19 protein-coding genes are annotated in these 24,318 nt (G+C 57.8%); 13 read left to right on the top strand and 6 right to left on the bottom strand.

Annotated elements, in window-relative coordinates; all coding sequences use genetic code 11:
- Nucleotides 1-58: 58 nt before the first annotated feature.
- Entirely contained in the window at nt 59-1,027 is a 969-nt protein-coding gene (gene galE, locus OHL21_RS21725; RefSeq protein WP_263419401.1) for a UDP-glucose 4-epimerase GalE, read from the bottom strand.
- Nucleotides 1,028-1,407: 380 nt separating this feature from the next.
- Between galE and OHL21_RS21720 the strand changes: the two genes are divergently transcribed.
- From OHL21_RS21720 to OHL21_RS21710, 3 genes are all read left to right on the top strand, one after another.
- The gene (locus OHL21_RS21720; protein ID WP_263419400.1) at nt 1,408-2,514 is read left to right on the top strand and encodes an energy transducer TonB; all 1,107 of its coding nucleotides are present in this window, start codon (nt 1,408-1,410) and stop codon (nt 2,512-2,514) included.
- 94 nt (nt 2,515-2,608) lie between these two features.
- Entirely contained in the window at nt 2,609-4,540 is a 1,932-nt protein-coding gene (locus OHL21_RS21715; RefSeq protein WP_263419399.1) for a hypothetical protein, read from the top strand.
- A 108-nt stretch (nt 4,541-4,648) separates the two neighbouring features.
- Nucleotides 4,649-5,236 (top strand): porin family protein, encoded by a 588-nt coding sequence (locus tag OHL21_RS21710; RefSeq protein WP_263419398.1) that lies wholly within the window; start codon nt 4,649-4,651, stop codon nt 5,234-5,236.
- 322 nt (nt 5,237-5,558) lie between these two features.
- Here OHL21_RS21710 and OHL21_RS21705 read toward each other — a convergent pair whose 3' ends face one another.
- On the bottom strand, nt 5,559-6,155 hold the full coding sequence (locus OHL21_RS21705; RefSeq protein ID WP_263419397.1) for an outer membrane protein: 597 nt from the start codon (nt 6,153-6,155) through the stop codon (nt 5,559-5,561).
- A 199-nt stretch (nt 6,156-6,354) separates the two neighbouring features.
- Here OHL21_RS21705 and OHL21_RS21700 point away from each other — a divergent pair, with 199 nt between their 5' ends.
- On the top strand, nt 6,355-6,936 hold the full coding sequence (locus OHL21_RS21700; protein ID WP_263419396.1) for a DUF421 domain-containing protein: 582 nt from the start codon (nt 6,355-6,357) through the stop codon (nt 6,934-6,936).
- Between the two features lie 10 nt (nt 6,937-6,946).
- Here the strand turns inward: OHL21_RS21700 and OHL21_RS21695 are convergent, their stop codons facing one another.
- Nucleotides 6,947-7,192 carry a hypothetical protein gene (locus OHL21_RS21695; protein ID WP_263419395.1) on the bottom strand — a complete coding sequence of 82 codons (246 nt, stop codon included), beginning with the start codon at nt 7,190-7,192 and terminating at the stop codon, nt 6,947-6,949.
- Nucleotides 7,193-7,202: 10 nt separating this feature from the next.
- On the opposite strand from OHL21_RS21695, the gene acs reads away from it, so the two are divergent.
- The 3 genes from acs (at nt 7,203) to OHL21_RS21680 (ending at nt 12,698) form a co-directional block, all read left to right on the top strand.
- Nucleotides 7,203-9,161 (top strand): acetate--CoA ligase, encoded by a 1,959-nt coding sequence (acs, locus tag OHL21_RS21690; RefSeq protein ID WP_263419394.1) that lies wholly within the window; start codon nt 7,203-7,205, stop codon nt 9,159-9,161.
- 117 nt (nt 9,162-9,278) lie between these two features.
- Nucleotides 9,279-9,884, top strand: coding sequence for a hypothetical protein (locus tag OHL21_RS21685; RefSeq protein WP_263419393.1), 606 nt, complete (start codon nt 9,279-9,281; stop codon nt 9,882-9,884).
- A 438-nt stretch (nt 9,885-10,322) separates the two neighbouring features.
- Nucleotides 10,323-12,698 carry a PAS domain S-box protein gene (locus OHL21_RS21680; RefSeq protein ID WP_263419392.1) on the top strand — a complete coding sequence of 792 codons (2,376 nt, stop codon included), beginning with the start codon at nt 10,323-10,325 and terminating at the stop codon, nt 12,696-12,698.
- Nucleotides 12,699-12,810: 112 nt separating this feature from the next.
- On the opposite strand, the gene OHL21_RS21675 is transcribed toward OHL21_RS21680, so the two are convergent.
- The gene (locus OHL21_RS21675) at nt 12,811-13,371 is read right to left on the bottom strand and encodes a YybH family protein (protein WP_263419391.1); all 561 of its coding nucleotides are present in this window, start codon (nt 13,369-13,371) and stop codon (nt 12,811-12,813) included.
- Between the two features lie 42 nt (nt 13,372-13,413).
- Between OHL21_RS21675 and OHL21_RS21670 the strand changes: the two genes are divergently transcribed.
- From OHL21_RS21670 to OHL21_RS21655, 4 genes are all read left to right on the top strand, one after another.
- The gene (locus OHL21_RS21670; protein WP_263419390.1) at nt 13,414-14,775 is read left to right on the top strand and encodes a dicarboxylate/amino acid:cation symporter; all 1,362 of its coding nucleotides are present in this window, start codon (nt 13,414-13,416) and stop codon (nt 14,773-14,775) included.
- Nucleotides 14,776-14,807: 32 nt separating this feature from the next.
- Nucleotides 14,808-16,694: a 1-deoxy-D-xylulose-5-phosphate synthase gene (dxs, locus tag OHL21_RS21665; protein WP_263419389.1), complete on the top strand. Its 1,887-nt coding sequence runs from the start codon at nt 14,808-14,810 to the stop codon at nt 16,692-16,694.
- Between the two features lie 229 nt (nt 16,695-16,923).
- Entirely contained in the window at nt 16,924-18,432 is a 1,509-nt protein-coding gene (gene glpK, locus OHL21_RS21660) for a glycerol kinase GlpK (RefSeq protein ID WP_263419388.1), read from the top strand.
- Nucleotides 18,432-19,160 carry an MIP/aquaporin family protein gene (locus OHL21_RS21655; RefSeq protein WP_263419387.1) on the top strand — a complete coding sequence of 243 codons (729 nt, stop codon included), beginning with the start codon at nt 18,432-18,434 and terminating at the stop codon, nt 19,158-19,160. Before glpK ends, OHL21_RS21655 begins: the two co-directional genes overlap by 1 nt.
- A gap of 381 nt (nt 19,161-19,541) precedes the next feature.
- On the opposite strand, the gene OHL21_RS21650 is transcribed toward OHL21_RS21655, so the two are convergent.
- Both OHL21_RS21650 and OHL21_RS21645 read right to left on the bottom strand, forming a co-directional pair.
- Nucleotides 19,542-21,101 carry a glycerol-3-phosphate dehydrogenase/oxidase gene (locus OHL21_RS21650; RefSeq protein WP_263419386.1) on the bottom strand — a complete coding sequence of 520 codons (1,560 nt, stop codon included), beginning with the start codon at nt 21,099-21,101 and terminating at the stop codon, nt 19,542-19,544.
- 192 nt (nt 21,102-21,293) lie between these two features.
- Nucleotides 21,294-23,294, bottom strand: coding sequence for a M3 family metallopeptidase (locus tag OHL21_RS21645; RefSeq protein WP_263419385.1), 2,001 nt, complete (start codon nt 23,292-23,294; stop codon nt 21,294-21,296).
- Nucleotides 23,295-23,429: 135 nt separating this feature from the next.
- Between OHL21_RS21645 and OHL21_RS21640 the strand changes: the two genes are divergently transcribed.
- On the top strand, nt 23,430-23,693 hold the full coding sequence (locus OHL21_RS21640; protein WP_263419384.1) for a hypothetical protein: 264 nt from the start codon (nt 23,430-23,432) through the stop codon (nt 23,691-23,693).
- On the top strand, nt 23,690-24,310 hold the full coding sequence (locus OHL21_RS21635) for a hypothetical protein (protein ID WP_263419383.1): 621 nt from the start codon (nt 23,690-23,692) through the stop codon (nt 24,308-24,310). The genes OHL21_RS21640 and OHL21_RS21635 overlap by 4 nt, the downstream gene beginning before the upstream one ends.
- Nucleotides 24,311-24,318 lie beyond the last annotated feature (8 nt).

Genomic DNA, 24,318 nt, shown 5'->3' with positions numbered 1-24,318 from the left:
TTAAGAGGGCCGGGCAGCAAACGCTTCCTGGCCCTTGAGGTCTTTTGACCGTTGAGATCTATGCGTATCGCTTCTGGTGCCATTCCCAGGCGGAAGCGATGATCTGGTCCAGCTCGGGGAAATTTGGCTTCCAACCGAGCTCGCGCTTAATCTTGTCCGAACTGGCGACAAGAACGGCAGGATCTCCTGGACGGCGAGGTTCTTCGACCACCGGAATCGGATGACCTGTGATACGGCGTGCCGATTCAATCACTTGGCGTACGGTAAATCCCTGCCCGCTTCCGAGGTTGAAGATGTGGTGGCCGGGGTGTTCGAGTGCCTTGAGCGCCAGGATGTGCGCTTCGGCAAGATCCTGGACATGGATATAGTCGCGGACACAGGTGCCGTCCACGGTGGCATAGTCCTGTCCATAGATCTTGATCGACTGGCGGCGGCCAAGGGCAACGTCAAGGATCAAGGGGATCAGATGCGACTCCGGCTCGTGGGCTTCGCCATAACCTTCGATTGCCCCAGCAACGTTGAAGTAGCGCAACGCGGCATAGCGCAGACCATGGATCTCACTCATCCACCGCATCATGGTCTCTGAGAGTAACTTGGACTCGCCGTAAGCATTGGTCGGTTGCAGCCTGGCTGTCTCGAAGATAGGTGTCGAGACCGGTTCTCCATAACAGGCAGCGGTGGAGCTGAAGACGAGCTTATTATGTCCGGTGGCTAACATAGACTCCAGCAGGCTGAGGGTGCCGCCGGTATTGTTGCGGAAATAAAGTTCCGGCTTCTGCATGCTCTCGCCGGCTTCGATGAGAGCGGCGAAGTGAAGAATGGCATCAAACTTGCCTTCCTGCAGCGTAGTCTCGAGCAGTTGGCGATCAAGCAGATCCCCCTGAATAAAGGTGGCTTGGGCAGGAAGAGCACTTGCTTTTGCATGACAGAGATTGTCGTAAATTGCGACTTTTGCTCCTCGTTGCAACAAGATACGGGAGACAGTCCCACCGATATACCCGGCTCCGCCGGTGACCAGAAAATTCATCGAAACCAAATTCCCACTTCCTGCAACCAATGTATCAGTGACTCCCACTCAGAATTAGGACAGGCCGGATGGAGAAGCCCCGTTGCGGGGCAACATCTTGGCTGGGGGTTGCATCACGGGGTGAATTGATTCACGACTTTTTCATTGCTTTCGCCGATGCGATTCAGGAAGATAGAGTTAACCCCCCGGCTCGAGGCGATAACCCCGAGTTTGTTCTTCGCTGTTGCATGCCGAGCCGATCTGTATGTTAGAGCCTTTGCTGCTGCATTCTTGCTTTGAGCCTGCCCTTGGTAAATCGGTTCCTGCTGCTCCTGCGACCGTGCCGCAAGAATGCGTCAGTGTGAGGACGAGGAAGGCGCATTTTTGAGGATGGAATAACAATGGCGAGACAGACCCAAACCGGATACACCGGCCAGCGCGTGATCTCCGCGCAACAAAACGACATTGCCTTTTCGCACTTCGGAGTCATGAATACAGGGAAGCAGGGCCGCGGCTCCCTGTTTGTCGCAGTTGTTACGAATGTGACCTTGTTGGTGATCGCCCTCATTCTCACTGCAGCCGCAAAGAAGGTTTCAGAGGCTCATAAGCTCACGATGTTGACGGCTCCTTCGACGCCGCCGCCCAAGCCCGAGCCAAAGCCAGAACTTCCCAGGCCCAAACCTCTTCCGAAGCCGCCCGTCATCCCCCCGACGCCACCGAAGATCAGGATTCCTGAGACCAAGCTGCCCGATGTACCCAAGCCGCCTGAGATCAAGATGGAGACGCCGAAGCCCGTGGTGCTGCAGCCGGCTCCTCCCAAGCTGGTGCAGCCGCCTCCGGCGCCGGTGAAAGTGAACCTCGGTCAGGCCCAGGCTGCCAGTGTTGTGAATAATTCGACCCATCCGTCAGCCGTCGCTCTGGGACAGACAAATAATCCGATCGCTCCCATGACAGGACCCGCGACCAGCCCGGTGAATCTTGGCCAGCGCGGTATGGCCGGTATGCCTCCGGGAAGCGGCATGGGACCACCGTCGACCAAGGTGAATCTTGGTTCCGGTTCTCCCAACGGAACGCTCGGAGGTAGAGACAATGCGGCGCAGCCGGTGCAGGGGGTAAAGCTGGGAGTTCCCGGTGGAACGGGTCCGTTGAACTCCACCGGACGGGTCGCCGGACCTGTAAATCTGGGTCAGGCGGCGCCTCCGCCGATGCCGAAACCGGTAGCGCCGACGTCCGTATCCGGTACCACGCCGCCGAAGGTGCTGTACAAGCCGAAGCCGGAGTATACGGACGAGGCGCGTAAGCTGCATCTGGAAGGAACCGTCTACGTAAAAGTCCGTGTGACTGCCTCTGGAGCGGTGCAGGTGCTGGGGATCAGCAGTGGCCTGGGACATGGTTTGGATGAGGCAGCGCTCCGTGTCGTTCAGGCGATGAAGTTCTCGCCGGCAATGCAGAACGGACAGCCGGTGGACTGGTCAGGCGTTGTGAACGTAGGCTTTCAGATGTTGTAGGACTTTCAGTTTTTGTTGTTCATTTTTTGAATGGTTGTGTTGAAGTCATTATTGAAAGAAAGCGGCTTTTCCCCCGCCTAGGAGTCAGAAAGATATGATTTTTCGTAAAGCTTGCATGGGCCTCGCCCTGGCCTCGATCGTGGTGCTGGCGGCACCTGCACACGCTATTAAGATCCTTCCGGGCAAGAAAAAGCAGCCAGACGATACCGGGTACACCAAGCCAACGCCGGCACAGAACCAGTTGATTGACCGCGCCATTGCACGCGAGGCCGAGGTGATTAAGGTTCTTAAAGAGCGGGCTCCGCTGACAGAGGTCTATATCCAGACCATGAAGCCCGATCCGGAACTGCTGCAGGTTCCCGAATCCGACCAGCACTTCCTGGGCCGTGTCGAGTTCAGTAAGGTCATCGGCGACAGAACCTACGAGACCTCGAAAACCAGCTCGGGCGGCAAACTCGGATTTTTCAAGAACTCGTTGAGCTTCATCACCGGCTTGGGCAAGGCGCTGAACCTGGAGTTCAACGAAGCAGGTTTCATGCAGATGCTGCTGATTGACTCCAAAGACTTCGATCGTCAGCACTATAACTTCTACTTCGTCCGCAATGACTTCCTGGGTTCGGTCGCGACCACGGTGTTTGACGTGCAGCCTGCGAAAGGGAGCTATGGCCGTTTCTTCGGCCGTATCTGGATTGAGCGCCGCGGCGGTAACATCGTTCGCTTCAACGGCAGCTTCAACGGTAGCCAGGCGACTCATAGCGAGTACTATCACTTCGATAGCTGGCGCACCAATGTGCAGCCGGATATCTGGTTGCCGAACTCGTTCTATGTAGAGGAGAGCAATCCAAAGGTTCCCGGCAACATCGTCAAGTTCAAGGCCGTTGGGCATATCTGGGGCTATGCGCTCAAGGTTCCTGAGAAGGAAGTCGAGAACACCTCGGTTGAGGTGCAGGGTGCTACCGATGTTTCCAACGAGGCTCAGGACGTCAGCCCGCTCGGCGCGCAGCGTGAGTGGGTACAGCAGGCAGAAGACAATGTCATCGACCGTCTGACCAAGGCAGGTCTGCTGGCCGCGCCCAGCGAGTTTGATAAGACGCTCGCAGCCCTGGCCAACAACATTCTGGCCTATAACCAGATTCCGCTGTCTCGCCCCATCCGCGTGCGCACGCTGCTGACGGAGCCGCTGGAGTCTCTGGCTGTTGGAAACACCGTACTGCTGAGCAAGAGCCTGATCGATACCACCGCTGTCATTACGGCTGACGGTGCGCAGCAGGCCGGCAATCTGAACGCCATCCTGGCCTTCGAGGTCGCGCATGTGATCCTCGGACATCGCCTGGACACGAAGTACGCCTTCAGCGATCGCCTGCTCTTCCCGGATACTTCGGCGTTTACCCATATCCCGATGCACCACACGGATAAGGACAACGAAGAGGCCGCCAAGAAGACTGTCGAGCTGTTGAATGCCAAGGAACTGCAGGATGCCCCGACCTACTTCGGGCTGTATCTGCAGCAGCTGTCTGCGCGTGTGACGGCTCTTCCTGACCTGAATAAGGCGATGATCGGCGACTCGCTGATCAAGAACGACAAGGACAAGGTTCCGACCTTCTGGCTGTCTGCTCTTCAGGCAAAGGGGCAAAAGCTGGACATGAAGGATCTGAAGCAGATGGCAGCCATGCCTCTGAGCAGTTTCCTGAAGTTTGACCCCTGGACCGACCAGGTCATCACGCTGCATGCAGCTCAGGAGCCGATTCTGAATCCGCGTGACAAGATGCCGTTCGAAGTGACGCCGATTTATCTGCGGCTCAGCTACTACACGCCTCCGGCAGCTCCCGCTGCTGCTCCGGCCGCAGGTGCTGCTGCTCCTGCAGCGGGTGCTGCAGCGCCAGCCGCAGGTACGGCGGCACCGGTTCAGCAGCAGGCAACACCGGCTCCGGTGGATGGCAATGCCGGAAACGCTCCGCAAACCGCTCCAGCACCGGCAAATGGAGCACCGGCTACTGGTACCTCCACTCCTCCCCAGAACCAGTAATTTCCTCGTAAGACGGGGGCCTTTGTGCCCCCGTCTTATGTTGATAGAGACCAAGGTTGTGTCAATTGGCCCTCATAGTTGCAGTTCGGGTCAGGGAAGGTTGGATTCTTGCAGATAAAGATCATCAGAAAGTCGCTCGCGCTGCTCTCGCTTGCTGTGGCATTGCCTGCGGTACATGCTCAATCGGTTTACACGGCGAGCCGAAAGGCCGATCTTCAGGCCGGCGGCGGTTACTCGATCGCCAAACCCGACACGATGCCGAATAAATTCAAAGGGTTCTATCTCTATTTCGATCTCGATTTCAAGCATCACCTGGGAATTGAAGGTGAGTTTCGCAAGGTCAATCAGGATGACCCAGGCAAGGAATACGAGAAGACGTATGAGATAGGGCCTCGATACTACCGGACATACAAAGACGGTCTGTTCCGTCCTTATATCAAAGGCATGTATGGCCGCGGGGTCTACAATTTTCAGGACCCGGGAACGAATGTTGCTATTGCGAATCTGGCCTACAACATCATGGCTGCCGGCGGTGGTCTGGATATCCGCGCGAATCGCCGGATCAATGTTCGCGTGTTCGATTACGAATATCAGAACTGGTTTGGATATCCGCCTCACGGCATTACGCCACAGGTCGTCTCGTTTGGTGTCGCTTACCACTTTGGCTCCGACAGCCGCTATCCGACGAAACGCTAGAGTGTATCGACATATAGGTTTTTGTCATTTCGCAGCGATAGCGAAGAAATCTCCTTTTTGCCATTCTTTGCAGTTTTATCGCGAAGAATGGAGTGTCGCGCTACGCGCGACCCATCTTTTTCACTAACCGGAAGAGTGTCGGTAGAGAAGCAGATTTCTCCGCTACGTTCCGAAATGACAAAAAAAGTAGGCCTGAATAGATTTGCCTCGCCTCTCCCTTCTAGCTACATCTCGATCTCGCCTAGTGCTCGATGCTGACGGAAGAAATGAAAAGCCCCGGTCTGGACTGTCCAGACCGGGGCTTTTACTCTGTTCTAGCAGTTTAGAAGTGGTAGGCGAAGCCGACCGCCGGGGTCGAGATGACGGTATAGCGGCGGGTCGCTACGGCGTCCAGACCGAAGTTCGGCGCCTTCAAAACAAAAGCGCGGTACTCAAGCCGCAGATCCCAGCTTGGGCTGAGCTCATAAGCAAGACCGCCGCCGAAGAGGGCACCGATATTCGTGTTCTGCTTCGTATCCAGGCTGCTGGTGCCGAAGTCGCGGATCGGGCTCAAAATGTAGCCGCCGACACCCACCTCAACAAACGGGTTGTAGTTGCCGTAGTTGCGGGAGTAAACGTACGCGCCGGTGATCTCCTGCTGGCGGACGTGAACCGCGGGCCGCGTAAAGCTGGTGCGGAAGTAGTCCGTGTACTGCGAGAAGGAGTAGTTCAGCTCAAGGCCGCTGCGCGGAGTTACCAGGTAGCGGTAACTGACCAGACCGCCCATGGTCATGCTGGCATTTAATTGAGAGCCATTTCCATTGACCTGCGGCTGCCATACTCCGATAGCGCTCACGCTAATGTCTTGCCGGCTCTCCTGCGCCATCATCGCGCTGCCGGCACTCAGCAGCAGCGCACCCAACAACATCCGTTTCATCATGCTTCGGTCAATCCCTTCAAAATCGCGCGGAACTCCTCCGCCAGAATCTGGCCGGCAAAAGACAGGAGCACTCCACTGCAAACATTGTACCTGTCCGGATGCCGTCCCCGGTTGGACGATTGTTCATCCCCTGCCGTGAGGTATTCTGCGGCAGAAATTCCAACCCAATTTGGATGGCACACCCTCGGAGAACCGCCTCATGCTCGAACATATGTTCCACCTGCCCTCGACGGTCACGCTGTTGGAAAAGATCCTGCGTCCCGTCGTTGTCTACCTCTGCCTGATCGGTTTTCTGCGGCTTTTCGGCAAGCGGGAGCTGGCGCAATTGAATCCGTTCGACCTGGTAGTTCTGCTTTCGCTATCGAATACGGTGCAGAACGCTATCATCGGTGACGATAACTCCGTATCCGGAGGTGTCATCGGGGCATTTTCCCTGCTCGCCATCAACTGGCTCACCAGCGTTGCGCTCTTCCGGGCGCCGAAGCTGGATTCCGCGTTACAGGGGAACGAGACGATACTTGTACGCCACGGGCGAGTGGATAAGGCGGCAATGGAGCGCGAGCACCTGACTGAGCATGACCTGCTAACGGTCCTGCATAAAGAGGGCTTTCGGTCCTTCGAGGCAGTAGAGATATGCAGCCTGCAGCCAAACGGGGCATTTTACGTAGAGGGGAAGAAGCCTTCGCCGATGGAAGAAAGCGCCCGAGAAATGAAGGAGGGGCTGGAAGCCTTACGGCAGGAGATCGCAGTGCTACGAGCGCAGTTAGGACAATCGTCGTAGAGCAAAGAGCTTAGCCCTGAGTACTGTCAAGTTTGGCAACGGCTTTGCGGTAGCGTTCGGGCGGTAGGGGAAGCCGGGCGTCACGAAGCGCAGCGCGATAGCCGCCCATATAGATGGAATACATGACCGCCAGTGCACAGCCCACACCGAACATAAAGCCGAACATGAAGCCAAAGATGGCGCCCCAGTGGAATTCCATGTGCTGAGTGTAACGGTGGCCGGTCGCTATTTTGACAAAGTACAATCGTGGTCTCATTAGGAGCTGCATGTCGACTGTGTCTGAAACAAGTTTTGATTCGCTTTTACGAGAAAACCGGGTCTTTCCGCCCCGTGCTGAGTTCGCTGCGCGAGCCCATATAAAAACGCGAGAGCAGTATGACGCCATGTATTGCCGCTCTATCGAGCAGCCGGAGGAGTTCTGGGCCGAAGCGGCGCGCGAGCTTGACTGGTTCGAGCCATGGACAAAGGTTCTGGAGTGGGAGCAGCCCTGGGCGAAGTGGTTTGTCGGCGGCAAGCTGAACCTCAGTCATAACTGCGTCGATCGCCATGCGCTGGGCAACCGTGCGCAGAAGCCGGCGATCATCTGGGAGGGCGAGCCGGGCGAGGTCCGCACCTTGACCTATGCCGAGCTGCTCACCGAGGTGCAGCTTGCGGCCAGCATGTTGAAAGAAGCCGGCGTCAAAAAGGGAGATCGCGTCGCGATCTACATGGGCATGTGTCCCGAATTGGCGATTGCTCTGCTGGCCTGTGCCCGCATCGGTGCAGTGCACAATGTGATCTTCGGTGGATTTGCGGCACACGCTCTAGTCGACCGGATCAATGATTCCGGCTGTATCGCCGTGTTGACCCAGGATGGCGGATACCGTCGCGGCGGGGAAGTGAAGCTGAAGCCGATCGTCGATGAGGCACTGAAGAGCTGTCCGACGATCCAGACGGTGATCGTCCATCGTCGTACGGGATCCGATGTAGCCATGACTCCTGGCCGCGACTTCTGGTGGCACGAGCTGACCGCGAAAGCTTCGCCGAACTGCCCCGCCGAGCCCATGGATGCCGAGGATCCTCTGTTCATCCTCTATACCTCCGGAACAACCGGTAAGCCGAAGGGCCTGGTGCATACCACTGGCGGCTATGCGGTAGGCACGTATCTGACCAGCAAATATGTCTTCGATCTGCAGGAGGACGATGTGTACTTCTGCACCGCCGATATCGGCTGGATTACGGGACACAGCTATGTGGTCTACGGACCGCTTCAGAATGGCGTCACCGTTTTGATGTATGAAGGTGCGCCGAATTGGCCTGAGCCGGATCGTTTCTGGAAGATTATCGACAGTCACAAGGCGACGATCTTCTATACCGCTCCTACGGCGATCCGCGCGTTTATTAAGTGGGGCGACGAGTGGGTCCGCAAGCATTCACTGGCTTCGTTGCGCCTGCTGGGTACAGTAGGTGAGCCCATCAATCCCGAGGCATGGATGTGGTTCCATCGCGAGATCGGACATGAGCGCTGCCCCATCGCCGACACCTGGTGGCAGACCGAGACCGGCGTGCATATGATTACGCCGATTCCAGGCGCTATTGCCGCGAAACCCGGATCGGCCACAGTGCCATTCTTTGGCGTTGATGCCGCCGTTGTTACCAAAGAAGGCGAGCCGGTGCCGGACGGCCACGGTGGTCTGTTGATCATTCGCAAGCCATGGCCCTCGATGGCGCGTACCATCTACGGCAACCCGGAGCGCTATGTTGCCGCCTACTGGTCGGAGATTCCGGGAGCGTACTTCACCGGCGACGGCGCACGGCGGGACGCGGATGGCTATTTCTGGCTCATGGGCCGTGTGGACGACGTCATCAATGTCAGCGGACATCGCCTGGGAACGGCGGAGATCGAGTCGGCGCTGGTTGCACATCCTGCTGTTGCGGAGGCCGCTGTCGTCGGCCGTCCGGACGACCTCAAAGGCCAGGCGATCGCCGCGTTCGTCACGCTGGAAGAACACGTTACGGCGACGGAAGACCTGAAGCAGGAGCTGCGTAAATGGGTTGCCAAAGAGATCGGCGCTCTGGCCCGTCCGGACGATCTGCGTTTTACGCAGACTCTGCCGAAGACCCGCTCGGGTAAGATCATGCGCCGCTTGCTGCGTGAACTGGCGACGACCGGAGAAGTGAAGGGCGACACCACGACGCTCGAGGATTTTACTGTCATCGCAAAATTGCGCGAACAGGACGAGTAATCTTCCAGGCCGGCGGGCAGACTTCTTCTGCCCGCCGGCATCACAGGGGACGTACGCCAGATATCGGCGCTCAAGTTTTTCTTGAGAGCGCCGATAGTCAAGGAGAGACCTCCCCTGGTGATCAAACTGGCCGCAATCCGCTCTGTGTGTTTTGCCCTGCTCTGCGCCGCTCCTATGGCGCATGCCGCAGCGGCGGGTACCGAAACTGGAAATGGGTTCGATCTTTCCATCGAGCCTGCCCTGCAGCAGATGCAACCCTCGCTTCACATCACCCATTCTTTGGTTTTGCCGTACGTGCGGGAAGATTTCTCGTATAACGGCAAAGCGAACGCAGCAGCAGAAAGCCGTTGGTCTGCCTTGGCGCGCCGATTCGGAAGCCGGGCTTATTTTCCCCTTTCGCCTCCGACCTCACTCTCCGCAGCCCATCCGGGTTTTGCGCAGATAGGAGCGTTGCCGCTTTATGCTGACGGAATGCTACGGCGTTTTCCGCAGGCCCCGGAGAATTCTTCCATGCGGATTCGCGATTTCAATGTGGGTTTCAGCACGCGAACACTTCTTTCTATAGGGATGAGCGTTCTGGACCGCGCCAACGGTGTGGTTGCGGCGATAGGCCTGAGCACGCGATTTGGGCGCATCTCCGTGGAACGCGGAGAGAGCAAAAGCTTTGGGTCAACCTTCTCCATGAAGCCGGTTACGGTCTTCCGATTCGATCTGGCGCGCTAGAGTATTTTCCCTATAGGTGTAATCCCTAAGGCGCCCTTTTTGTCATTTCGCAGCGACCGAAGGGAGCGGAGAAATCTGCTTCTCTACCCCATAGTTTTTACGCTGGTGGAATAAGGGAAAAAGCAGCAGCCCCAGAAAACGTTCTAAGTGCACCAAACCTAATAGTCTTCATTGCTCTTTGGTTTGCGTAGAGCATTTCCCTGTAGGTGCGTGTAGGGCTTTCCGCATCGAGAGCAATTCTCCTAAAACTGTGGTGTTGGATAAATCTGTGAATGCCGTTTTCTTCGAGGGAAAACGGGGCAAACTACCGAAACTTCGCTCTACACCATCAGGAGAATTGCTCGATGGGCGTTTTCCGCAATGAAAACGCCGCTGCACGCCAATTCCGGGATACCCAGCAACAGGGAAATGCTCTAGGATGCTTTACGTTAGAAGACAATGAAGACCAGCCTGATCCGGGACGAGCAGTCAAGGCTTCGTGCGCTCGAACAATACGAGATCCTCGATACTCCCGCAGACTCTGCGTTGGACGATATTTCGCGTCTGGCAGCGCAGATCTGCAACACTCCGGCTGCCGCGATCGGTGTTCTGGACACGAATCGGATCTGGTTCAAGTCTCATCCCAACTGGGAAACTCCGGAACTTGCCCGCAGTGCCTTTCCCGGCGATGAAACGCTGCAGGATGCGAACGTCTACGAGATACCCGATCTGTCGCGGAACAAGCGCTTTGGAGCGAACGGCATTGCCCTGGGAGATGTGACCTACCGCTTCTATGCGGGCGCTCCTCTAACGGCTCCGGATGGTGCGCGTATCGGTCTGCTGTGTGTGTTGGATACGGCGCCGCGCACGCTGAACGACCAGCAGGTTGAGGCATTGGAGGTCCTTGCGCGCCAGATCGTTACCCGGTTGGAACTGAGCACCCGGATGCGATCGATGGATCGTGCAGCGCGTACGCGGCAGCGTGTGGAGACGGCTCTTACCGTGGAGCGCAACTTCGTCTCTGCCGTGCTGGATACCGTGGGAGCCCTGGTTGCGGTGCTGGATACGGCCGGCCGCGTCGTCCGCTTCAATCGGGCCTGCGAGGTTATCTCCGGATACCAGGTATCGGACCTGATCGGCCAACATCTCTGGGAGAAGCTGATTCCGGAAGAAGATATCGAGGACTCGATTGCGACCTTCGAAAGCATTGCTCGCGGCAACTTTCCCGCGACCTTCGAAAACTTCTGGCAGACACGGGATGGAAGCTTGCGGCGTATCGCATGGAGCGCGACAGCCCTGCTCGATGAGCAGAACGAAGTGGCCTTTGTCATCGCTACCGGTATCGATGTCACCTTGCAGCGCGAAGCCGAGGCCACTCTGCGTGAGAGCGAAGCAAGATATCGTCAGTTGATTGAGGGCTCGCTCGGTATGGTGTTTACCCATGCCGAGGATGGAACGCTGATCAGCCTGAACCGTTACGGCGCGGAGAGCCTCGGGTACAGCATTGATGAGATGGTCGGCAAGCCGCTGGCGGACTTTGTTCCGGCTGATGAGGTGGACGCTGTGGAGGCCTACCTGCAGGCGGTCTGCACCAGCGGAGAGGCCCAGGGAGAGCTGCGCTTGTGTCACCGCAATGAGGAAGTGCGGGTTCTCACCTACAGGAACCGTCTCATTGAGACCGAAGGTCGGCCGTTCTATGTGCTCGGATTCGGCGTGGATATTACCGAGAAGGTACGAGCAGAAGAGCGTCTCCGTGCACTGCGGCGTCAGAGTGATTCGATCCTGGCCAGCGTCGGTGATGGCATTCTCGGTATCGATCTGGCAGGCACAATCACGGTGGTGAATCCGGCCGGAGCTCAGATTCTCGGCTACAAGCCGCAGGAGCTGCTTGGACGAAACCTGCACGAGACCATCCACCATACGCGTGCAGATGGGTCGCCGGAGCCGGCCGAGGGATCGAAGATCCAGGAGGCGGTCCATCTCTCTGAGCCCGTCCGTGTCAGTGATGAGATCTTCTGGCAGAAAGATGGCACCCACGTCCCGGTGGACTATGTTGCAACGCCGCTGCTGGATGAAGGCGAGGCCGTCGGTGTCGTGGTCGCCTTCACTGATACTACGGCGCGGCGCGAGCTTGACCAGATGAAGGATGAGTTTGTCTCGACGGTCTCGCACGAGTTGCGTACGCCGCTCACGTCACTGCGCGCGGCACTGGGAATGGTTGCCAGTGGAGTGCTGCAGTCCCGACCGGAAAAAGCGCAGCAGATGCTGGATATTGCCGTCGGCAACACAGATCGGCTGATCAATCTCGTCAACGACATTCTGGAACTTGAACGTATTGGCAGCGGCAAGGCGGAGCTGCATCAGTCCAACGTATCGGTCGACCAGTTATGTCACCGTGCTGCAGAGCTGCAGCAGACATCGGCTGCAAAGGCAGGGATTGGATTCCGCTTTCAGGCAGAGAACGTCTTTGCGTGGGCTGATTCGGACCGCATTCTGCAGATGCTGACGAACCTGATCTCCAACGCCATCAAGTTCTCGCCTGCGGGAAGTGAGATCTTTCTCGCGGCAAGGTATGAAGCGGATGGCGAGGTCTGTGTTGCAGTCCATGATCAAGGGCGCGGCATTCCCGCGGATAAGCTGGACCTGATCTTCGAGCGGTTTCAGCAGGTGGATGCTTCAGACTCCCGCGCCAAAGGAGGAACCGGTCTGGGGTTGGCCATCTGCAAGTCTATCGTGCAACAGCATGGCGGTGAGATCTGGGTGGAGAGCGAGCTTGGCCGGGGATCGACGTTCTATTTCACACTGCCCAGCCGCCCCAGCAGCAATCTGCGCTAGCACGCTTACCGACATATAAATTTCGCCGCGCTAACGGAGCGATCTACGCCCCTGCACTGGGTGCCCTATCCATTGCAACGCAATGGGTGGGACGTCCGGGGTTCCCAAATGCTTACTTTGCATTACCAGGCTTGGGCAATGTGCAGCACTCGCCGGCGATAGGCGCATCGTTTGCGCTCGCATCCATCGCAACCTTCCATTCGCCGTTGATCTTCTTCCAGATGGTGATGTAGCGGCCTTCTACAACGATGGGCTGACCGTTCTTATCTTTGGAGTGCCCTTCATAATGTCCCCAGGTAAAACCCATATCCCCGCTCGGACCCATTTGTGCGCCCTGCGGCTGCCAGGTTAGTTGATAGTCCTTGGGGTCCCATTTTGCTTGCTCGCCGATGGCAAGCTTGCCAAAGGTCGCGGCACGTCCGTTGTTCAACACCACAGCGTCATCGGCGAACCAGCTCGCAAAGGCTTTGCCGCCGCCCTTCTCGACGGCCTGATTGAAGCGGCCTTCCAGCTCCATCAGGAAGACCACTCCTGGCGACAGGGTCGGCACCGTCAAGGGGCTTTGCGCCTGCTGGTTCGGCTGATTGCTCTGCCCGAAGCCTAGCTGCGCGGCGGCAGTGTGGGTAGCCACGGCGCTCACGGCCACCCAAAGCAGAAGGAATGATCGACGCATCTCCGGAAACCTCTCTTCGAGACAGATGATATGCTCCGCACGATGGCTCTACAAAAAATGCAGCGAGCACTCGCCGTGGGCGGTGTAACTCTTTTTACTGCCGCGGCGGCGGCCAGCCTTGCAACGGTCTCTCCTTCTCTTTTAACGCTGGAAGAGGCGTGTCGTCTGCTCGGACTTGGACTTCTCGCCGTCTTCGCCTGGAAAAGCCGTTCAATAACGCCGTGGATTTTTTTCGCAATGCTCGCTGGTGGCGAGCTGGGCCATGACGCGCCTGTCTTTTCGTCGAACCTGAAGTTTCTTTCAGATATTTTTTTACGTCTCATCAAGACGATCGTTGCGCCCCTGATTCTTGCCTCGCTCATCAACGGCATCGCCGGTCATGGTGAGTTGAAACAGGTCGGCCGCATGGGCGTGAAAGCGTTGATCTACTTTGAGGTGGTGACGACCTTTGCACTCGCCATCGGCATGGCCGCGATCAATATCAGTAAGGCGGGCGTTGGATTGACGCTGCCTGCCGCCAGCGGAACGTTGCCGCCGGCAGCTCCGATGCACTGGCAAGACTTCGTGCTCCACATCTTTCCGGAAAATATCGCCAAGTCGATTGCCGAGGGGCAGATACTGCAGGTTGCAGTCTTTGCCACCATCTTCGGGATTGCGCTGGCACTGTTACCTGAGGAAAAACGTACGCCGCTGGTCCGCATTATGGAGTCGTTCGCGGAGGTGATGTTTCGTTTTACCGACATCGTGATGTATCTGGCCCCCGTGGCTGTTGGCGCGGCGATGGCATATACCGTTGGGCACATGGGCGCCAGCGTTTTGTTGCCTTTGGGCAAGCTGTTGCTCACGCTCTACATCTCATTAGTAGCGTTTATTCTGCTCATCCTGGTGCCGATTGCCTTGTGGGCAAAGATTCCGTTGCGCCGGTTTGTGGAGTTTGTTGCCGAACCTGCAACCATTGCTTTTGCGACCGCAACATCGGAGGCGGCATTGCCGACGGCCATGGAAAACATGGAGCGGTTCGGTATCCCTCGCCGCGTCGTTGCCTTTGTGATTCCAGCAGGATACAGCTTCAACCTGGATGGTTCTGCTCTCTACCTGGCGATGGCTTCGCTGTTTGTAGCGCAGTCGGCGAATATTCACATGGGTTGGGGGGAGCAGGCGATGATGCTGGCCATGCTGGTTCTCACCAGCAAAGGTATAGCTGGTGTGCCGCGCGCTGTGCTGGTGGTTTTGATGGCGACCGCGACGACGTTCAATCTACCCCTGGAGCCGATGCTGGTGCTGCTTGGTGTGGATGCGGTAATGGATATGGGCCGTACTGCCCTGAACGTTGTAGGGAACTGCCTGGCGTGTGCCGTAATTGCACGCTGGGAAGGGGAGCTACCGGCGTATACTGAAGAGTAACCCCGGCGGCCTATTGCCGTCGAACCATAATAATGAACCTGCTTCAACAGATACATTCGCCTGCGGACGTCAAAAAACTCTCCATCCCCGAACTCTCTCAACTGGCAGAAGAGATCCGCGAAAGGCTTATTGTTGGTGTCTCCAGAACCGGTGGTCATATCGGTCCGAACCTCGGCGTGGTGGAGCTCACCATCGCCATGCACTATGTCTTCGATACGCCGCGCGATAGCTTTGTCTTCGATGTATCGCACCAGGCCTATGTCCATAAGTTGTTGACCGGCCGCGCCGATCGCTTCGAGACCATCCGTCAGCCAGATGGTCTGAACGGCTTCATGCTGCGGACGGAGAGTGAGCATGACAGCTTCGGCGCAGGGCATGCGGGCACGGCGCTCTCGGCTGCGCTGGGCATGGCTGTGGCCCGCGATATGAATGGCGGCGACGAGCACATCGTCGCTCTGGCCGGGGATGCCGCGTTCACCAATGGCATCACCATGGAGGCGCTGAACAATATCGCCTCATCGACCAAACGCCTGATCGTGGTTCTGAACGATAACGCCTGGTCGATTGATCGCAATGTGGGCGCGATCGCCTCCTATTTCCATAAGATTGTCACCAATCCGACTTTCGTTACCTGGCACGACCGCGCCGTCGATCTGATTGAACGTATCGGTGGTAAGGCAGCCAAGCATGTGGCGCAGAAGGCTGAAGGTGCAGCGAAAGGTCTTATCGGCCCAGGCATGCTCTTTGAAGAGTTCGGCCTCAATTACTTTGGACCGATCGATGGCCACGACCTTCCACTATTGATCGAGACCTTCAAGTTCCTCAAACAGCAGAACAAGCCGGTGCTGCTGCATGCCATTACGCAGAAGGGACGGGGGTTCCAGCCGGCACTTGAGAAGCAAAAGAAGTTCCACGGCCTGGGGCCGTATGATCCTGAGACCGGCGAGACCAAGCCAACGGGACAAAAGACATATTCAGAGATCTTTGCCGAGTCGCTGACGAAGCTCGCCAACAGCAACGACAAGGTCGTTGCCATTACCGCGGCGATGCCCAATGGAACGGCGCTGGATCTCTTCCGGCCGCATCATCCGAAGCGTTACTTCGATGTCGGTATCGCGGAAGAACATGCGGTAATCTTCGCCGCCGGCATGGCCACCAAAGGCTATAAGCCCTTCTGCGCCATCTACTCCACCTTCCTGCAGCGTGCCTTCGATCCCATCGTGCACGATGTCTGCCTGCAGAACCTGCCGGTGGTCTTCTGCATGGATCGTGGTGGACTCTCAGGCGATGACGGCCCGACACATCATGGTCTGTTCGACATCAGCTATCTGCGCGGTGTTCCAAATATTGTGCACATGGTGCCGAAGGATGAAGATGAGCTGGCGGACATGATGTACACGGCAATGCTTTATGATGCACCGTCTGCCATTCGATATCCGCGTGGCGTCGGACCGGGCGTTGCGGTAAAGGAAAAGCCGGTCGCGCTTGAGATCGGCAAGGCAGAGGTGATTCGCGATGGTCATGACGTGGCCATCTTTGGCCTGGGTGCATTGCTACCTCTGGCCGTGACGATGAGCGATCACCTGGCCGCCGAGGGACTCTCCGCTGCAGTGATCAATCCGCGCTTTGCCAAGCCGGTCGATCGTGAGTGCATCGCGTCATTTGCCCGCCAGTGCGGCCTGATCGTCACCTTCGAAGATCACGTCCTCGCAGGCGGCTTTGGATCGGCGGTGTTGGAGGCTCTGAACTCACTGGAGCTGCAGGTTCCGGTCGTCCGTATCGGTTGGCCCGATGAGTTCATCGAGCATGGCAAGGTGGAAGCCTTGCGCGAGAAGTATGGCATCACCGTAGAGGCCGCGATCAAGCAGGCGCGTCCCTTCCTGGATGCAATTGCGCACAGCCGGCTGGTGGCGCACTAGGGTTTGTAGTTCAAGCAAAATCTTTTCCCTTTGTCATTTCGTAGCGACCGGAGGGAGCGGAGAAATCTGCTTCTCTACCCATGGCTCCGAATCTTGCTTAACAAGCAGATTTCTCCGCTTTGCTACGAAATGACAAACAAAACTTCGCCCAACGTCTCCCACAGTAATCACATGTTGCTTCCTCACGGCAGAACACGATACAAAGAGACGGCTCTTGGGGAGAACAGTTTTGCAGCCTGCCGGATATATCGGTGCCCTGGATCAGGGCACCACCAGCACACGATTCATGGTCTTTGACCGCCGGGGACGCATCGTCTCCGTGGCGCAGAAGGAACACGAACAGATCTATCCGCGGCCAGGATGGGTCGAACACGATCCGCTCGAGATCTGGCGCCGCACTCTTGAAGTTGTCGATGAGGCAGTTGATGCCCGTGGCCTGCGACCGAAGGACTTCTCCTGCATCGGCATCACCAACCAGCGTGAGACGACCGTCGTCTGGAACCGCAATACTGGTCTGCCGGTCTACAACGCCATCGTCTGGCAGGACACCCGCGTTGCCGACATGGTCACGCGTCTTTCGGACGACGGGGGTAAGGACCGCTTCCGCGAGCAGACTGGTCTGCCGTTGACGACCTACTTCTCCGGCCTCAAGCTGAAGTGGATTCTCGACAATGTAAAGGGCGCGCGTGAGGAGGCCGAAGCAGGCAATCTGCTCTTCGGTACCATCGACAGCTATATGCTCTGGAACCTGACGGGCGGCATTCATGGCGGGGTTCACGCGACCGATGTCACCAATGCCAGCCGGACGCAGTTGATGAATCTTGCCACGCTGAATTGGGACGAGGGTATTCTTGCGGCCCTCGATATTCCGAAGCAGATGCTTCCGAAGATCAAGTCGTCGAGTGAACACTTCGGCAATCTGCATCGCACCAATTTGGAAGGCGTGGGCATCTGTGGCATTCTCGGTGATCAGCACGCGGCCCTGGTGGGCCAGACCTGCTTCTCTCCGGGTGAAGTGAAGAACACCTATGGCACCGGCTGCTTTCTGCTGATGAATACCGGCGAAGAGCGTAAACCCTCGACCCACGGTCTGCTGACGACACTGGCATATAAGTTCGGTGACAAGCCGCCGGTGTATGCGTTGGAAGGTTCCATTGCGATTGCCGGAGCGCTGGTGCAGTGGCTGCGCGACAATCTCGGTATCATCTCCAGCAGTGACCAGATCGAACCACTGGCGCAGACGGTGAATGATAACGGCGGCGTCTACTTTGTGCCGGCCTTTAGCGGCCTGTATGCGCCTTACTGGAAGGACGATGCCCGCGGCGTGATCGCCGGCCTTACTCGCTTTGCGAATAAAGGACATCTCGCCCGCGCTGTGCTGGAGGCTACGGCCTTTCAGACGCGCGAGGTTGTTGAAGCAATGGAGCAGGACTCGGGGATTCAGCTCACGCAGCTTCGTACCGACGGCGGTATGGTGGCCAACGAACTGCTGATGCAGTTCCAGGCCGACATTCTCGATAAGGCCGTGATTCGTCCGGCAATGCGCGAGACGACGGCACTGGGCGCAGCCTACGCCGGCGGACTCGCATCCGGCTACTTCAGCGGCACGGACGAGTTGATCCAGAACTGGGAGGCAGACCGTACCTGGAAACCGCAGATGGATGCAGCCGAACGCGAGCATCTCTATAAGACCTGGAAGAAGGCTGTGACACGGACCTTCGCATGGGTGGAGGGTTGATGCTTTCTCCGTTTTTTGGTGAGTTTATCGGTACAGCAGTTTTGATCTTGATGGGCGAAGGCGTTGTCGCCGGAGTCGTGCTGAAGGGTACAAAGAGCGAGAACGCGGGCTGGATCTCCATTACCGCGGCATGGGGTTTCGCGGTCTTCTGTGGTGTGATTACAGCAATTGCGTGCGGCTCTCCCGGAGCGCATCTGAACCCAGCAGTGACCGTCGCCGTCGCTGTGCACACCGGTCAATGGAGCACGGTGCCGGCGTTTGTGCTGGCGCAGATGCTGGGCGCCATGACAGGTGCCGCGCTGAACTGGTTCTTCTGGCTGCCGCACTGGGCAATGACGGAGGACCAGGGATTGAAGCGGGCGGTCTTCTGCACCTCTCCTTCGGTACGCAAGCCATGGCTGAACATGATGCAGGAGATGATCGCGACCAGCATGCTGCTGTTGGTGATCGAGTGCATTGGATCGAAGCTCCTGGCTGTCTCCGGTCCCGCTCCCGGCCTGGCGCCATATCTGGTAGCGATTCTGGTTTGGGCGATTGGACTCTCGCTCGGCGGAGTAACAGGGTATGCCATCAACCCTGCTCGCGACTTCGGTCCGCGGCTGATGCATCAGCTTTTGCCCGTCGCAGGCAAGGGCGGTTCTGACTGGTCTTATGCGTGGGTGCCGATCGCCGGACCGATTCTCGGCGCAGTTGTCATGGGGTTCGCTTTCCGCTGGCTGGGGATCTAGTAAACAGTTGCTGGTTTCTAGTTGCTAGTTGCTAGAGGTCCGAAATGTACGGCAACTCATACACTGGGTGCCCCATTCACGCGAAGCGTGAGTGGGATAGTCGAGCCCCCGGCGAACTTGGTTCTGCTTCTTATCCACGGTGAGGCACTCCACATAGCAAACGGCAAAAGAGCACCAAAGGTGCGTTCTATACCAGCCTGGGGCAACGCCCCAGGTTACGGAGCCAAAGAGAAAGATAAGGGCTGAAGGCCCGCTCCATAGGTTTGGAGAATCGATAACCGATCCGCTTAGAGAGCGGGCCTTCAGCCCTTTAAGCGAAGATCCTGGGGCGTTGCCCCAGGCTGGTATAGAACGCGCCTTCAGCGCTTACAAAGACAAATGCTACGAAGGCAAATAGTACCGAGCCGCCAATTCCCTAAACGCAGAAACCTGTTCCATCTGCCACTCGGCATCGTGTCCAAGCTCACGCGCGAGTAACTCCGCGACCTTCGGCGCCGACCGCACCGCAGCCTTCGCATCCAGCAGCAGTGCACGCATTCGCCGTGAGAGAACGTCTTCGACGGTTCTCGCCATCTCTTCGCGAGCAGCATAGACGGCCTCAGCCTGAATGAAGGGAAGCGCCTCATCCAGCTTTGCGCCTAGCGATGCATCCGCAGTGACGAGTGCTTCGACGGCGGCACGATCCGTCCCATACCGCGAAAGCGGATCATGGGGATCGCCTGCTTTCAGCGGAGCTCCGCGCAAGGGCAGCTTTTCCGTCCTGCACGCTGCGGCGGGCAGCATCTCATGTTTGATGGCAAAGTCCACCAGGTCCTGCGCCATGCGGCGATAGGTGGTCCACTTGCCGCCGGCGATGGTCAGCAAGCCTGACGGGGAACGCTCAATATGGTGTTCCCGTGAAAGCCTTGCAGTCGACGCTCCAGGTCCGGTAATGAGCGGACGCAGGCCGGAGAAGACCGACAGGATATCGGCACGGGTGATGGTGTGCTGCAGATAGGGATTGATGTGGTGCAGGATGTAGTCGATCTCGTCATCCTGATGGCCGGGTTCGATCTCAGGCTTGGGGGCAGCGAGATCCGTGGTTCCGATCACCACCTTGCCCAGCCACGGGATCGCGAAGATCACACGGCCATCTTCCGTCTTCGGCACCATGATGGCGTAGTCGCGGCCAAGTACTGTGGGCGGCACGACAATGTGTGTACCGCGCGAGACGTTCAGCAACGGAGCGTCAGAAGGATTGTCGAGATGGCGTACTTCATCGGTGAAAATGCCGGTGGCGTTCACGATGACCTTGGCGTTTACTCGGAAGGTGTTGCCAGTCTCTTCATCACGCAACACTGCTCCGGTGATCTTGCCGGACGCCTTTTCGAAGGAGACGCAGCGAACGTAATTCGCGACCGTTGCGCCGTGGTCAACAGCAGTGCGCGCCAGGGCCAGGGAGAAACGCGCGTCGTCGAACTGGCCGTCGTAGTAGACGATCGATCCCTTCAGGTTCTTCCGTGCAATATTCGGAAGCAGCGCCAGGGTTTTGTCATGACCGAAGATGGAGGTCGGTCCCATGGTCGCCTTGCCGCTGAGAACGTCGTAGAGCTTCAGCCCCGTGCCGTAGTACGGCAGATCGAACCAGCGATATGCGGGCGTGACGAAGGGAAGAGGCTGCACCAGATGTGGGGCATTGCGCAGCATGGCTGCCCGTTCGTGCAGAGCTTCATAGACCAGAGAGATTTGACCCGAGGCAAGATAGCGTACGCCGCCATGCACCAGCTTGGTCGCGCGCGAACTGGTAGCCTGCGCAAAGTCGCCGGCATCGACCAGCGCGGTGCGATAGCCGCGGGTGACCGCGTCGACGGCGATACCGAGGCCGGTTGCTCCGCCTCCAAGGATGAGTACATCAAATGTGTCGGACTGGAGTTGTTGCAGAGCCTGTGTGCGTTGGTTCATGCCGGTAAAGCATTTCTCCTGTAGGTGTAGTGCGGGGCTTGTGCATCTATGGGCGTTTCCGCAATGAAAACGCCGCTGCACGCTTCTCCCGGGATACCCAGCAACAGGAGAAATGCTCTAGAGGAAATGCTACGACATGGAGGTGAAACAGAAAACCCACGCCTTTCGTCCGGCGTGGGTTTTGTAGTTTTCTTACTCTGCCGGCAGACCCAGAGCGATCCAGTGCTTCAGGGCGTCCATGGACTGGGGACGTCCCAGGAAGTCTTTGATCAGGTCGTTGGCCGATTTGTTTCCGCCCGGCTCCAGCACCGTCTTGCGGTACTTCATCGCCGCGGGGCCGCCCAGCAGGTTCTTGGGATCGAAGGCCGAGAAGAGATCGACGGCGATCACTTTATCGAGGACATACGTGTAGTAGTTCGACGAGTAGCCGGTCAGGTGCGTGAAGCTGGCATACATGTGGCTGTCATCGAGGAAGACATATGGCATGTGATCGACAAAGGTCTTCTTGTTGATGGCATCGAGATCGACCTGCTCAGGAGCGCGATCATGAATCGACAGGGAGAGCTCAGAGTAGCGGAGCTGTCCCTGCACCCACGAGCCGCGAGCAAAGCGTCCTGCGCGCACCATCTTATCGATGGTCGTAGAGGGAAGCACCTCGCCGGTCTTGTAGTGTTTTGCGAACGACTGCAGGATCCCGGTGTCTTCGAAAAACTCTTCCAGCATCTGCGAGGGTGCTTCGACGAAGTCACGCTCGGTGCTGACGCCGGCGGTGCCGGCCCACTGGCCGTGGCCACCAAGCACCTCGTGCATCATGTGCCCGAACTCGTGGAAGAAGGTGACGACGTCCGAGTACTGCAACAGGCCAGGATCACCGTTCTCCGGCCCAGGGAAGTTGCATAGCAGGGCTGCTTCAGGAATCTGCGAGCCGGAGCCCGGAATTACGCCGGACTCCGAGAACCACTTGTCCTTGCCCGCGCGCGGATGCATGTCCAGGTAGATACGGCCGGCCAGCTTGCCCTGGTCGTAGATGTCATATGCGGTGACGGTCGGGTTCCAGATGGGAGCTTTGCTGGGGCGGAACTCGATATGGAATAGTTTGCCTGCGGTGGCCAGCACGCCTTTTTCCACCTCGGGGTAAGGGAAGTAGGGGCGTACCGACTGTGAGTCAAAGTCATACTTCGCGCGGCGGTACTGTTCGCTCCAGTAGCTGGAGTCGCTTGCAGTGAGCGGTAGGGCAGAAGGGTCCTTTTCCTTGACGAAGGCCTCCAGCAGGGCAAACTCCTTGGCCGCGGAGGGGCGGGAGGCCTCGTCGACTTCCTTCAGGAAAGAACGCAGTTTGTCGGCGGAGCCGATCATCATGTCAGCAGTAGCGAGATCGGCCCAGGTCTTATAGCCGAGAGTCGTTGCCATCTCCTGTCGGGTCTTGAGAAGGTCGAGCAGGACAGTCTTGTTTCCCGGAAAGGCGCGGTTGTTGTACGCCAGGTACATATCGCGCCGCAGGCGTGGGCTCTTTGCGTAGGTAACGACCGGCAGCATATCAGGCTGGTCAGTGGTGAGTGTGATGGTCCCGTCGGCGGCGGGCTTGTGCTTTTCGATGTAGTCCGCGGGGAGCCCATAAAGCTCGACGGGGTCTTTCACGACGACCTTGCGGACATCGTCCTGCACGGTACGAGAGAAGTGCAGCGACTGCTCGGTGATCTGGTCGGAAAGCTTGCGGACCTTCTCGCGAGTCTCGGCGTCCTTATCCACACCGGCCAGACGATATTCGAGCAGCGTGCGATCCAGATAATACTTGGTCGCGGCATCCGCCTTTGTCTTATCGATGGCTGCCAGTGCATGGTAGACATCCTGGTTCAATTGCAGAGCGGTGCCTTCGGCCGAGATGTTCTGCAGCAGCGCCTGCGCCTTGTCGCGCACATCTTTGTTGTCGTGCAGGCCGAACATCAGGTAGTCCTGGTTGCCGGCGATGTTCAGGTGGAACTGGGCGCGGTCAAAAGGCTTCAGCGTGTTCTCGACGGTGCGGGTTCCCTTGACGGCAAGAATTTCCGCGACAGCCTTCTTCTCTTCGGCGATGTGATAGTTCACCCAGTTCTCGAGATCGGCAGGCGAGGTCATGCCGACCCAGGCGTGAAGAGCGTCGGCGGGAGGCTTCGGCGCGGGCGTTTGGGCAACGGCGGGAACAGCGAGACTCATAAGCAGGGCAGTGCTCCGTATCAGGTTCACAAGGAAGGTCCTCGTTCTTTCAGGGTGCTTATTCTCTCACGTACGCAGAGATGGGAGGGGCGGTTCCGGGGAAAACAATTTATGTACCATGGTACATTGGTATGTATGAGTGATACCTCCCACCAGATCGAAGTTGAGCGCGTGCAGACGGGCGTCAGGATTGAAAAGAGACTGCTCAAGGTGCTGAAAGGTCTTGCAGAGCTTAAGGACATGAGTCTCGGCGACCTTCTGGAGGGAATTGTCTTGCATTCCTTCGAAGGCAAAGCGCCATTCTCGCAGGCCACTCTTGGGCAGATCGATCAGCTTCGTGAGCTGTACGGCTTAACGCTGCGGGCCAAAGACAGCCATCAGCTCAAGGAGCGGCGATGATCTTCAGAAATCTGCGGATTGCGGGAATGTGTTTCACGTTAGCGGGAGTAACGATGATGCAGCATGCGAAAGCTCAAACATCGACGGACGCAGTTCAGGAAAAGAACGCCCATGTGGTGAATACCTTCCGCTTTGAGATTGCCGCTCCCATGGCGCAGGTCGGTCCTCTGTTCGCGCCGGAGGCTGAGCGCAGATGGGCCGGCGAAGACTGGAATCCGGTCTTTGCATACCCACAGCCGGGAAGGGACGTGCAGGGTGCGGTGTGGACGATCAAGCATGGAAACGTGGACAGTGTCTGGGTGAATACGCTTTTCGATGTCGCCGGTGGTCGCATGCAATATGTCGCCGTGGTGGGCAACCAGTTCGCTACGACCGTGGATGTGCATGTCTCGGCATTGCAGGAACGCCAGACGGCGGTGGAGGTGACCTATGCCCGCACGGCTCTCGATCGCGCTGCGAACCAGCGCGTCATCGAACTGGGACAGCATGATCGCGATAACGGACCCGAGTGGAAGCACCGCATCGAAACCGCGCTTGGCTTTCCTTCCCGCCCGGGTGCCCCACCCTCGGGGTCCCCAACGAACTTTGTTCGTTGGGGTGAACGCTCGCAACGCTAGGGTGGGCA

This window comes from Terriglobus albidus (assembly GCF_025685425.1).
Classification (GTDB): domain Bacteria; phylum Acidobacteriota; class Terriglobia; order Terriglobales; family Acidobacteriaceae; genus Terriglobus; species Terriglobus albidus.
The sequence above is the reverse complement of the archived record's forward strand: the minus strand, read 5'-3'. Positions and strand labels throughout refer to the sequence as shown.